Origin of the sequence: Streptomyces johnsoniae (genome assembly GCF_031845565.1) — a bacterium.
GTDB classification, from domain to species: Bacteria; Actinomycetota; Actinomycetes; order Streptomycetales; family Streptomycetaceae; genus Streptomyces; species Streptomyces johnsoniae.
The window spans coordinates 498,993-511,227 of the sequence record NZ_JAVREV010000001.1 but is presented as its reverse complement, the minus strand read 5'-3'; the positions used below and the strand labels follow the sequence as shown (position 1 = coordinate 511,227).

Sequence of the window (12,235 nt, the reverse complement as noted above, 5' to 3'; positions counted from 1 at the left end):
TGAAAGACGTGCGCCCGGCCTGGCCCGAACGCCGAACGGGCCTGTCACCAGTCCTGCGGGGACAGTTGCTGGTCGGGGTCGGGACCGCCACGGGCGGGTGGCCGCATCTTCCGCACATTTCTGGTCAGGTGCGGTGCGCTCCCGTCTCCCGGGTACCTCAAGCACATCATTCCCCGGCGCCGCACTTTAGGGGTGCCCAACGGGCCCGGGTTTCGACCATAATTCGTGGAGCGGCTGACAACGGGCTCGAATAGCGGTGGTTCCGCACCACCCACCGGAAGCACGGCCTGAGGAATTGCATTAATAGCGGGAGCGCTTTATCGAAGTGACGATGGGGGACCCGGCCGCCATCGCCGAGTGGTTGGCCGCAGACGTTCGCTGAAGGTTGGGAGACGGGGAGGGCCCGGCTTGGCTTCGTTGCAGACATCCGGCACGGACCCCGGTGGCGAGCCCGACATCGCCTCCTATCCCTTCCTCGCCGGCCGCCCCGCGCACCAGCAGCCGGAGTGGACGGACGTGGAGTCCGTGGCCGCGGCCAGGAAGGAACTGGCCGCACTGCCGCCGCTCGTGTCCTTCGCCGACACGGCGCGGCTGCGCGCCAGGCTGGCCGACGTGGCGCACGGCAGGGCCTACGTCATCCAGGCCGGCGACTGCGCCGAGGACCCGGGGGAGAGCACCGGCGGCTATGTCGCCCGCAAGGCCGGCCTGGTGGAGATGCTGGCCGGCCGCATGAAGATGCTCACCCACAAGCCGGTGCTGCGCGTCGGCCGCATCGCAGGCCAGTACGCCAAGCCGCGCTCCCGCCCCACCGAGCGCGTCGACGGGCAGGAACTGCCCGTCTACCGCGGCCACATGGTCAACAGCCCCGAACCCGATCCGGCGCTGCGAAGACCAGACGCGTCGCGGCTGCTGCTGTGCTACCGGGCCGCCTCCGAGGTCATGGCCCATCTCGGCTGGTCGGGGAACCCGGCAGGACCGCCAGACCCGGGCTCCACCCTGTGGACCAGCCACGAGGCGCTGCTGCTCGACTACGAGGTGCCGCTGACCCGCCGCGCCGAGGACGGGCGGCTGTACCTGGCGTCCACCCACTGGCCGTGGATCGGGGAGCGCACGCGGCAGCCGGACGGGGCGCACGTCGCGCTGCTCGCCGCCGTGGCCAACCCGGTGGCCTGCAAGGTCGGCCCCGGCATGACCGCGCGGGACCTGCTGGCGCTGTGCGAACGGCTCGACCCGGACCGCGAGCCCGGCCGCCTGACGCTCATCTCCCGCATGGGGGCCGACGCCGTCGCCCACCGGCTGCCGCCGCTGGTGCGCGCCGTCCGCGCCGCGGGGCACCCGGCGGTCTGGCTGTGCGACCCGATGCACGGCAACACGCTGACCGCGCCGAACAAGCTGAAGACCCGTCTGGTGGAGACCGTGCTGCGGGAGACGGAGGACTTCCAGTGCGCCGTCCGCGACTCCGGCGGCACCGCCGCCGGACTCCACCTGGAGATCACCCCCGAGGACGTCACCGAATGCGTGCTCAACGAGTCCTCACTCGACCACGTAGGGAAGAAGTACACGACGCTATGCGATCCACGTCTCGACCCGCGGCAGGCCGACCGCATCGTCACCGCCTGGCGCTGAGCACCCTCCCGCGCGAAGAGCGCGGCGCGCCGCACAGCCAACGGAGGTCCGCACGATGGAGGTTCGCCCGATGAATGGAAAGGTCGCGCTCGTGACCGGTGCGGCCGGGGGCATCGGCGCCGCGGTGGTCCGTGCGATAGCGGAACGCGGCGGTGTGCCCGCGGCCGTGGACGCCGACGGCGTCGCGCTGAAGGAACGGATCGAGACGCTGGCCACCGAGGGGCTGCGCGTAGAGGGCTTCACCGCCGACGTGACCCGCCGCGACGAGGCCGACACCACGGTCGCCGCCGTGGAGGCGCGGCTCGGCCCCGTGGACTACCTGGTCAACGCGGCGGGCATCCTCCGCCTCGCCGAGGCCAGGCGCGTGTCCGACACGGACTGGGCCGACACCCTCGCCGTGAACGCCACCGGCGTCTTCCACATGTCCCAGGCCGTCGTCAACCGGATGGTGCCGCGCCGCTCCGGCGCGGTCGTCACCGTGGCCTCCAACGCGGCCGGCACCCCAAGGAAGCACATGGCCGCCTACGCCGCCTCCAAGGCGGCGGCCTCCATGTTCACCAAGTGCCTCGGACTTGAGGTCGCCGAGTACGGCATCCGCTGCAACCTGGTGGCGCCCGGCTCCACCGACACGCCGATGCTCAACTCCATGTGGCACGACGACAGCGGCCGGGAAGCCACCATCCGGGGGGACCTGGCGGCGTACAAGGTGGGCATTCCGCTCGGCAAGCTGGCCACCCCGCAGGACGTGGCCGACGCGGTCGTCTTCCTGCTCTCCGAAGAAGCCGCCCACATCACCATGCACGCGCTCACGGTCGACGGCGGGGCCACCCTCGGCGTCTGAACACCCAGGACCGCGCGGTCCCTGCCGGTGACGTTCGGTGACGTTCTTCGGTGCTGGCCCAGCGTCACGTCGAATTCGTCCAGGACTCCAGGACTCCAGGACACCAGAAGAGGAACTGCCATGTCAGGCATACCGCCTATCGAACCGTACTCCCTCCCGACCCGGGAGGAACTGCCCGCCAACACCGCGCGCTGGGCGCCCGACGCGGAGCGCGCCGCGCTCCTCGTGCACGACATGCAGCGGTTCTTTCTCGCGCCGCTGCCCGCCGACACCCTGCGCGGCGACCTGATCACCAACGTGGCGCGGCTGCGCGACCACTGTGCCGCGCTGGACCTGCCGGTCGCCTACACCGCGCAGCCCGGCGGCATGACGCCGGAACAGCGCGGCCTCCTCGCGGACTTCTGGGGTCCTGGCATGTCGCCCGAGCCCGAGCACCGGCAGATCGACGACAGCCTGTCGCCCGCGCTCGGCGACCGCGTCTTCACCAAGTGGCGCTACAGCGCGTTCCACCAGTCCGGCCTGCTGGAGTGGCTGCGGGAGCAGGGCCGCGACCAGCTCATCATCTGCGGCGTGTACGCGCACGTCGGGGTGCTGATGACGGCGGTGGACGCGTTCAGCCACGGTATCCAGCCGTTCCTCGTCGCCGACGCGACCGCGGACTTCTCCGCCGCCTACCACCACTCGGCCCTCCAGTACGCCGCCGAACGATGCGCCGTCGTCCTCACCGGCGCCGACGTCCGTGCCGCGCTCGGGCGCCCGGGCCGCCGCCCGGTGACCGCCGGCGGACCCGCCCGTTCCGGCGGTGCCGCATGACAGGCGCGGACGGCGCCGCCGGGGCCGCGGCCGGGCTGCTCGGCCGCGTCCTGGCCGCCGAACCGCCCCCGTTCGCGCTGCTGCACCGGCCCGCCGAAACCGGGCCCGACGCGCTGGACGTCCTCGTCGGCGAGGTCGGCACCTACGAGGCGCTGGCCGACCTGCCGGTGTCCTCGGCCCCTTCCACCGTCGGCGGCCCGCGGCAGGAAGTGCTCGCGCTGATCCCCTACCGGCAGATCGCCGAACGCGGCTTCGCCTGCGTCGACGACGGCGCGCCGCTGCTGGCGATGACCGTGGCGGAGCACGCCACCGTGCCGGTCGCCGACGTCATGGCGGCGATCCCCGACGTGGCGGTGCGCATCACCGGCGGCCACTTCGACATCGACGACGACACCTACGCGGGCATCGTGCGGCGCATCATCGACACGGAGATCGGCGAGGGCACCGGCGCCAACTTCGTGATCAAGCGTTCGTTCGTCGCCGACATCACCGACTACTCGGTGCACAGCGCGCTCGTCGTACTGCGCCGCCTGCTGCGCCGCGAGTCCGGCGCCTACTGGACGTTCCTGGTGCACACCGGCGAGCGCACGTTCGTCGGCGCCACCCCGGAACGGCACATCACGCTGCGGGAGAGCACCGCCGTGATGAACCCCATCAGCGGCACCTACCGCTACCCGCCCGCCGGGCCCAACCTGCCGGACGTCATGGACTTCATCTCCAACAGGAAGGAGACGGAGGAGCTTTACATGGTCCTCGACGAAGAACTCAAGATGATGGCCCGCATCTGCGAACGCGGCGGCTGGGTCACCGGGCCGCACCTGCGGGAGATGGCGCAGCTGGCCCACACCGAGTACTTCATCCAGGGCACGACCAGCCGCGACGTCCGCGAGATCCTGCGCGAGACGATGTTCGCGCCCACCGTCACCGGCAGCCCGCTGGAGAGCGCCGCCCGCGTCATCAGCGCCTTCGAACGGGAGGGCCGCGGCTACTACAGCGGCGTCGTCGCCCTCATCGGCCGCGACCGGTACGGCGAGCAGACGCTGGACTCCTCCATCCTCATCCGCACCGCCGACATCGACAGCTCCGGCACCGCGCGCATCGCCACCGGTGCCACCCTCGTGCGCCACTCCGACCCGGCGGGCGAGGTCGCCGAGACCAGGGCGAAGGCATCCGCGCTGATCGGGGCACTGACCGGCGCCGAGGGCGGATTCGCCGAACACCCCGACGTGCGGGCCGCGATGGAGCGGCGCAACGGGACCATCGCGGACTTCTGGCTGCGCCCCGACACCGAACGGACGCGGACCGACCCGGCACTGGCCGGCCGCCGCGTGCTCGTCGTCGACGCGGAGGACAACTTCACCTCGATGCTCGGACAGCAGCTGCGCTCGCTCGGCCTGTCCGTCTCGGTGCGCCGCTTCGACGAGCCCTACTCGTTCGACGGGCAGGACCTCGTGGTGATGGGGCCTGGGCCAGGCGATCCGCTCGACACCGGCAACGGCAAGATCGCGCACCTGCACGCGACGACGGCGCGGCTGCTGCGCGAACGCCGCCCGTTCCTCGCGGTCTGCCTCAGCCACCAGGTCCTCAGCCTGCGGCTCGGCTTCGACGTGCGGCGCCGTGCCGTGCCCAACCAGGGCACGCAGCACGAGATCGACTTCTTCGGCGCCGCGCGGCACGTCGGCTTCTACAACACGTTCGCCGCCCACAGCCGGGAGGACAAGGTCGAATGCGCCGGAACGGGTGTGGTGGAGGTCAGTCGCGACCGGCAGACGGGCGAGGTGCACGCGCTGCGCGGGCCGCACTTCGCGTCGCTCCAGTTCCACGCCGAGTCGGTGCTGACCCGCGGCGGCGAGGACATACTCGGCGGGGTCGTGGCGGAGCTGCTGCGGACATGAGCGAGCCGGGCCGGGCGGCCTGTTGGGCCGCCCGGCCCGGCTGCGACACCGGGGGACCGACGGAAAGCGAGCGGACTCTCCGCCGTCACACCGCTTCCGACGACGCGTCGCGCGTCTCTTCGGCATATGCGACGAGCTCGGCCGGGAGGTCGACCCGGCGCTTCACCCCGAGCTTGCGGTACACCCGTGTCAGGTGCTGCTCCACGGTGCTCACGGTGATGAACAGCTTGTTCGATATCTGCCGGTTGGTGTCGCCGAGGGTCGCGAGGGACGCCACCCTCAACTCGGCCTCGCTCAGCCCGTGCCCGCCCTGCGGCACCTCCTGCTGCACCACCAGCCCCTCCGCCGAGCCGCTGCGCATCAGCCGGTCCGTCAGCGATTCCGCCCCCGACTCCAGCGCCAGCTGGTAGGCGCGGCGGATCAGCATGTGCGGGCGCCCCGAATCCCCCGAACGGTGCAGCGCGTGCCCGAGGTCGCTCAGCGCACGGGCCAGCTCAACCTTGTCACCCGACGCCTGCAACACGTCGACGGCCTCGGAGAGGAGCCTCTTCTTGCGGTCGGACACCGCCGTCCTGGCCATTAATCGCAACGCCCTGCCGCGGGTGCGGTCATCGACGCGCCGTTCGCCCGAGGTCTCCTCGTGCAGCAGCCGCGCCGCCTCCGCCCTGTTGTCGAGCGCGAGGTGCACCTGCGCCAGTTCGAGCCGCCAGGCCACCAGCCCCGCCAGGTCGAGACGCCACTTCTCCATCAGCTCCGCGCACTGCTGGAGATCGTCGCGCGCCGCGTGCGGCCGGCCGGCCGCCAGGTGGTAGCGGCCGCGGGCGACCAGGTAGTGCAGACCCAGCGGCGTCTGGAACATGCTCGCCGGCGTCGGATACGCCAGCCAGGTGTCCGCCTCGTGGTGCCGCCCCGCCTCGGTCGCGCACGTGATGAGCGTGCCGAGCGGCCCGGCCACCGCGACGCCCCACGCCTGCGGGGTGATCGACTCCAGCGCCGATCGCGCGTGCTGCTCGCTGCCGCGCAGGTCGCCAAGGCGCAGCAGCGCCTCGGCTCTGATGCCTTCGAGGATCGCCTGCCAGATCGGGGCGTGCCGCACTGTGGAGTGGTGCAGCAGCGTGTCCGTCCAGGCCGCGACCCGGTCGGAACGTCCCACGTACAGCATCCCCAGCAGCGGGCCCGCCAGCAGTCCTGGCGCCCCGACCTCGCTGTTGTGCCGCCGGATGATCTGTTCCGCGCGGGCCACCACGTCGTAGTCCGGGGTGGGGAAGAGCGCCTTGTGGAGAACGGTCAGCGCCTCCAGATGCGGGCTCACCACCGGATTGCGCGCGGGGCCGCCGTACGCGTCGCTCGTGGAGTGCGCGTCGGTCAGGGACTCGGGACGGCACAGCGACACCAGCATGTGCATGACGCGCAGCTCGGCCGCGGCGGCCGTGTCCCGTTCGTCGTCGAGCTCGAACTGCGCCAGCAGGTGGCCGGCCTCTCCCGACCTGCCCTGCCACAGCAGCGAGGGCACCGCCGCGACCACGCCCGGCACCGAGGCGCCCCGCTGCCTGATCGTGTCCAGCAGGTCCGGCAGGTGGGCCTCCGCCGACAGCGGGTTGACCTGCCAGCGCGCCTTGACCAGCAGCGCCTTGATGTCGGCCCGCTGCGACTCGTCGGTCTCCGCCCGCCACGCCTGCCGCAGGCAGGCCCCGGCGAACTCCGGCCGTCCCAGCGACAGCGCGTGCGCCGCGGCCTCCTGGAGCACCGGCACCGCCCAGGCGTCCTCCGTCCAGTCGGCCGCCACCAGGTGGTCGGCGACGACCGTCGGCTCGGCCCCGTGGTTGTGCAGTGCCTCGGCCGCCCGCGAGTGGAGCGAGCGGCGGCTCTCGGCGGACAGGTCCCCGAGCACCGAGCGGGTGATCCGCGGGTGCCGCAGCTCGTTGCCCTCCACCAGACCCGATATCCGCAGGATGTGCACGGCGCGCACCGCGGACTCGTGGGTGATGTCGAGCACCTGGTCCAGGATGTCGACGGACGTCTTGCGCCCCAGGACGGCCAGGGCCTGCGCGACCTGCCGCACCTCGGGCTCGTGCCGGTAGAGACAGCCGAGCACCGCCTGGTCGAACGGTCCGCCGCCCCCCGGCGGCGTCGCGTACTCCGGCTCCGTCAGCTGGGCCAGCGGGTCGTCCATCAGCGCCTGGGCGAGCAGCGGGCTGCCGCCGGTGATGGCCCGCGCCCGCTCCGCCATCTTCCGCGCCACGGACGGGTCGAGGCTGCGGCCGACGAGCCGCGTCAGCGAATCGCGGGTCAGCGGCTGGAGGGCGATGCGCGAGAAGTGCGGCTGGCTGAGCAGCTCCGCACGGAAGTGCGGGTGCGGCAGCCGCAGCATGGGCGCCTCGGTCATCAGCACCATCATCGGCGCGTGCCGCAGCCGGCGGATGACGTAGAGGAGACAGTGGAGCGAAGCGGAGTCGGCGTGCTGGACGTCGTCAAGGGCAAGAACGAGCGGCCCGCTCTGCGCCATCTCGCTGAGGGACGTGAACAACTGGTGCAGCACCGCGGCTTGATGACGGCCTTCCAGCGGCGGCCCCGGCCCGGCCGCTTGCCCCCCGACGGCAGGAGCCGCCGGCGCGTGCTCGGGAAGCAGTCCTTCCACGAGGCGTCGTGTCTTGTCCGGGAACGGTGCGCCGTGCAGCAGCTGTCCGATGATGCCAAGCGGAATATCCCGTTCGGACTGTGAACCAACGGCGCGCAGTACGCGACCGCCCTCCTCGGTGAAGTACTCGTTGAGCGATTCGAGCAGCGAGGTCTTACCGCTGCCGACGGCGCCTGAGATGAGGACGGCGTGACCTCGTCGTTTCCCGCGGCAGTCGTCAAATGCCATCCGGATCTGCATGAATTGTTCTTCGCGCTGCACCAACACCACTCGATGAGCCTCCTCGTGTGCAACAGTCGGGCAATTGGGATATTGCGACGCAAAGCTGTCCTGCGTGAGGCGTGGGGAAAGCATGTGGACTATCGACCTGCGGGGAGCGGTGACAGGGGCGCCGGGGGGATCGGCGGCAGTTTACGATTGCCGTATCCCCCTGCTGCTGCGCGCGGATCGGCGCGATACCCGTGTCCCCGGGCGCATCTCTGATGGCGATCCGCGTCGTGCGGGTGGCCTGAGTCGCCGCCACGGTGTTGTTGATGCATCCCCGTTCCCCCTGAACGTCGGACTGTCGCGGGGGCACTGCACGAGACCGCCCGGTCAAGGCGGCAGTCGTGATTGTCCCCGTGTGTCCCAACGCGAAGCCACGCGGCCGGTGCGGTCGCCGTGCGTGGTCAGGGCACGGAAAAGCCCGCACCGGGACGATCCGGCGCGGATGGTACGCGGGCGCGTGTATAGTTATGCGCCGCGCGAACTCTCGCCGGGTTTGTAGCGGTTCGATGCTCCCGCGTTGGCCCCGTGCTGGAGATCACTGCCCAATGAGTGTGGCATATGTTCAACGCGCCCGTTACCCCAATGATGTGTCGGCACGACGTGACGATTTACGGGCGCCTAGGGGGTTGACACAGTGTGCGGACAAACACTAACGAACGTTGTCGACGCGCAGCCGTGCGGCCGGGCCGCGGGCCGATTCGGTAACCAGATGTTTGCTTCCGAGAAGGTTTGAGGGGCGCTCTTGCATTTCCCGTCGGGTCCGGAGCGAGCCATCGTGGCAGGCGGCCGTGTGGTGCCCGTTCGTGCCGCTCCGCGGAATTCGACCCTCCGGTAACAGGTGCGGCGGACGACGGTCGAGCCGCCGGAAGCCCATCGGGAAGCCGCGGGAATACGTTCGAGTATTCCCGGGCTGCCGGAGAACCTCGCCCAGGGAAACAGACGGGAAAGACATCGGCTCACGAAGCTCGTTCGAAGTGCCTCGCGGTCGGCCGGGACAGGGCGGCCACCGCATGAGCGGCCGAGGCGAGCGTGATGTGCCGGTGCCAGCCGGTGAACGAACGGCCCACGAAGTCACGGATGCCGACCCGGTCGCCGATCTCGGCGAAATCCCGGCCGACGCGCTGCATCAGCCGCGAAAGCTGCACCAGAGCGGCCGGGGGCACCGATACCGCGTCCGTCAGCCACAGCTCGGCCGGCCACTGCTGACCGGCTTCTGCCACGCCGAGCAGCAGCAACTCCCCGCCCTGCGGCCCGCCCGCCGCCCCGGCCGCGGGCGTAGGCACCCGCACCCGGACCGCGGCCAGCGTGCCCCTCCGCACGCCAGGCGAGGCGTCCGGCGCGCGCCACAGACACGGCCGTCGCATGCGGGCCGCGACACGCATGATCTCCTCGGCCGACAACTGCCCGCCGTTGTGTGCGCGCAGTGCCTCGTCGGCGACCGTGAGCCGCAGCCGCCCGTCCACCCGCAGCAACTGGGGCAGTCCCGCCTTCCGCAACCCCCCGAGTACGGCCGGCGCGTCCATCTCCCTGGCGTCCACGAGCAAGGGCCGGGCCGGCAGCCGCCAGCCGCGCGCCACCCGCAGGCTTGCCTCCACCGCGCACGTCCCCAGCGTCTCGGGATGCGTCCGCTCCGGAATACACGCCTGCTCGCGGCGCAGCGGGTCCTCCACCCACGAGCGGGACAACAGGAGCCGCCAGTTGACCGGGCACGCCATGTGCTCCGACGCCAGCCACACGCCGACTGCCCGCTGTGTGTAGGAGGTTGGCGAGGCGCGGCGTTCCACCCCGACCGAGCTGTCCCCCGATTTCGGGATGACCAGTGGGTGCACCACCCAGGCGAGCGGTGGCGCCGCAGCGGTCATGTATCGTGCCAGCGCCTCGCGTATCGGGTCCCACTGCCACGTGGAATCGCACACGAAGTGGTGGAGGCTCTGCTCAACCGCCTGTCCGCCGCCGAGCAGGGAGGCGATGTTGCGGATCGATTTGCGCCCCTCCACGTGGACCAATCCGCGGATGTAGTCCATGCCACGCCGCCGCTGGTCGCTGCGTTGAAGGGAAGCGAACAGCACGTGGCAGAGGTCGCGCAGCGCCTCGCTACTGCACTCGACGCTCCATGCCGCGAACTCGCCGGGCGCGTTACGCGTCAGTCCGACATCGGCTTCCACGATCATGTTCCCCCATCTCCACCGAGTGTCCGTGATCGCTCGGCGTTTGCTTCGGATCGGCTGCTCGGGCGGACATCGTTCCGAGGGGCGCGTGGTGGGCGGTCAGCGTGCCGCGACCACGGCGATCGCCGCGTCCGACGTGTCGGCCGGCGTCGCGTGCGTGTCGTTACCTGACTCGGTCATCATCTGAAGCAACTCCGAAACGTCAAGGCATTGCCGCACGCGCGCAGTCGTACCGCCGCATTGCCGCAACGCCACTCGTTTCCGAGCAGGCAGAATTGTCCCCCGAAAGACGGTTCGGCTTTTTCGCGACGTGACGCAGTCGTGCCGGTATTCGGCATGCACGCAGTGAGGTTTCCCCGGTCAATTGGCGAGAGCGAGATTACTTGCGGCAGCCCCCGCCGTCAGCCCCTAGCCGTCCCCTACGCGCCGGTCCCGCCGCACGGCGGCACCCGGCGGGATAACGCGCCGGGCGGCGGCGGGAAACGGAGGCAAAGCCGCACGTCGCGGCCCTTCCGGCCGGTCGGCGAACCATGCGCGAGGCGTTCACGGCAAGGGCGGGCAGAATTCCGCATAACCGTCCGGGGAGACTAGGTCCTGTCCTGTCGATCTTGTCGGAGCAGCCCGCGGCGTCAGATGCGGTGCATCGCAAGGCGGAGGATCGCAGCTCGTACTTGGCCGTACTCGCGCGATGCGACAACGCAGCGAGGTGCCGTAGCTGGCGTCGCGGGCCCGGCAAGATCGGCAGGACAGGGCCTAGACGTTAGCCACGCGGGCCGCGGGTGCCAACCCTTATTCGCACCCCTAGCGAGCGGGAGCGGCGCCCGCCGGCTGGAGAACGACGCGCCGCGCGTTCAGCTCGCCGCGCTCCATGCGGCGGTGCACCTCGCCCGCGGCGGCGAGCGGCAGGACCTCCGTGGCCCGCGGGCGCAGCAGGCCCCCGGCGAGCAGGGTGTTGATGACATCCGCGGCCTCGGCCAGCTCCGCCACGCGGGCGCGGGAGATGACGAAGCCGATGACGGAGCCGTCCTTCATGTACAGCTCGCCCGCCGGCAGCGTGGGCCGCGACGCCGACCCGGCCAGCACGACGATGCGCCCGCGCACGGCCAGCGTCCCGACCGCCCGCTCCAGATCGTTGCGGCCCGAGGTGTCGGTGTACACGTCGACGCCGTCCGGGGCGGCGGCGCGGATGCGTTCCCACTGGTCCTCCGCCCGGTAGTCCACGACCTCGGCCGCGCCGAGGGCGCGGCAGTGCTCGAAGTCGGCGGGCCTGGCCGTCGCGATGACGCGGGCCCCGGCCCAGGCGGCCAGGGCGACCAGCGCGCCCCCGACGTTGCCCGCGCCGCCCGCCACGACGACGGTCTCACCGGCCCGCAGCCGGCCGTGCGTGAACAGCCCCAGGTAGGCCGTCGCGGCCGGGTGCACGACGGCGACCGCGGTACGCGGGTCCACGCCGTCGGGCAGCGGGTACAGCCGGTCCGCGGGCACCACGGCCCGCTCGGCCGCCGCGCCCTGCCGCCCGCCGTGGCCGAGGCTGTTGCACCACACGCGCTGCCCCGGCGCGAAGCCCCGCACGTCGCCGCCGGTCTCCGCGACCGTGCCCACGAGGTCACGGCTGATGACGAACGGGAAGTCGAGCGGGGTGCGGAACACACCCGACCGCACGAACGTGTCCACCGGGTTGACCGTCGTCGCCGCCACGTCCACGAGCACGTCCGAGGGCCCGGGCCGCGGCGCGGGCAGCTCGCCGTAGCGGATGACGTCCGGGGAGCCGAGCTGCTCGATGAAGGCTGCGTGCATGACGCCATCGTCGCGCATCCGCCCGCCCGTCCGCGGGAGCCGCGCATTGTCTGTCAACTCCCGCCGCCCGCGGCCGGCCACCCGCGGCGACTTGACGAATTTACCGGCCGCGCCTTGAAGGGCGGGAACGGGCGCTGCCAGGCTGTGGGGCCGTATAGGTCGAGCTGCCCGGCGCGTGTTCTCATTTCGC

General features: G+C 71.5%; 8 protein-coding genes. 4 read left to right on the top strand and 4 right to left on the bottom strand.

Annotated features, from left to right (window positions below; all coding sequences use genetic code 11):
* The first annotated feature begins 408 nt into the window (after positions 1–408).
* The 4 genes from RM779_RS02315 (at position 409) to RM779_RS02300 (ending at position 5,175) form a co-directional block, all read left to right on the top strand.
* Entirely contained in the window at positions 409–1,626 is a 1,218-nt protein-coding gene (locus tag RM779_RS02315) for a 3-deoxy-7-phosphoheptulonate synthase (RefSeq protein ID WP_311615203.1), read from the top strand.
* A 70-nt stretch (positions 1,627–1,696) separates the two neighbouring features.
* Positions 1,697–2,467 (top strand): 2,3-dihydro-2,3-dihydroxybenzoate dehydrogenase, encoded by a 771-nt coding sequence (locus RM779_RS02310; protein WP_311615201.1) that lies wholly within the window; start codon positions 1,697–1,699, stop codon positions 2,465–2,467.
* A gap of 120 nt (positions 2,468–2,587) precedes the next feature.
* On the top strand, positions 2,588–3,280 hold the full coding sequence (locus tag RM779_RS02305; protein ID WP_311615199.1) for an isochorismatase family protein: 693 nt from the start codon (positions 2,588–2,590) through the stop codon (positions 3,278–3,280).
* Positions 3,277–5,175: an anthranilate synthase family protein gene (locus tag RM779_RS02300; protein ID WP_311615197.1), complete on the top strand. Its 1,899-nt coding sequence runs from the start codon at positions 3,277–3,279 to the stop codon at positions 5,173–5,175. The genes RM779_RS02305 and RM779_RS02300 overlap by 4 nt, the downstream gene beginning before the upstream one ends.
* A gap of 85 nt (positions 5,176–5,260) precedes the next feature.
* On the opposite strand, the gene RM779_RS02295 is transcribed toward RM779_RS02300, so the two are convergent.
* The 4 genes from RM779_RS02295 to RM779_RS02280 form a co-directional block, all read right to left on the bottom strand.
* A complete protein-coding gene (locus tag RM779_RS02295) occupies positions 5,261–8,074 on the bottom strand; it encodes a helix-turn-helix transcriptional regulator (protein WP_394813208.1) in 2,814 nt (937 codons plus the stop codon).
* A gap of 962 nt (positions 8,075–9,036) precedes the next feature.
* Positions 9,037–10,251, bottom strand: coding sequence for an IS701 family transposase (locus RM779_RS02290; RefSeq protein WP_311615193.1), 1,215 nt, complete (start codon positions 10,249–10,251; stop codon positions 9,037–9,039).
* Between the two features lie 96 nt (positions 10,252–10,347).
* A complete protein-coding gene (locus RM779_RS02285; protein WP_311615191.1) occupies positions 10,348–10,590 on the bottom strand; it encodes a hypothetical protein in 243 nt (80 codons plus the stop codon).
* A gap of 459 nt (positions 10,591–11,049) precedes the next feature.
* On the bottom strand, positions 11,050–12,045 hold the full coding sequence (locus tag RM779_RS02280) for an NADPH:quinone reductase (protein WP_311615189.1): 996 nt from the start codon (positions 12,043–12,045) through the stop codon (positions 11,050–11,052).
* Positions 12,046–12,235: the final 190 nt, after the last annotated feature.

Coding starts and splice junctions, on each gene's coding strand:
- RM779_RS02300 (WP_311615197.1), top strand. CDS start 3,277: ATGACAGGCGCGGACGGCGCCGCCGGGGCCGCGGCCGGGCTGCTCGGC.
- RM779_RS02280 (WP_311615189.1), bottom strand. CDS start 12,045: ATGCACGCAGCCTTCATCGAGCAGCTCGGCTCCCCGGACGTCATCCGC.
- RM779_RS02305 (WP_311615199.1), top strand. CDS start 2,588: ATGTCAGGCATACCGCCTATCGAACCGTACTCCCTCCCGACCCGGGAG.
- RM779_RS02310 (WP_311615201.1), top strand. CDS start 1,697: ATGAATGGAAAGGTCGCGCTCGTGACCGGTGCGGCCGGGGGCATCGGC.
- RM779_RS02290 (WP_311615193.1), bottom strand. CDS start 10,251: ATGATCGTGGAAGCCGATGTCGGACTGACGCGTAACGCGCCCGGCGAG.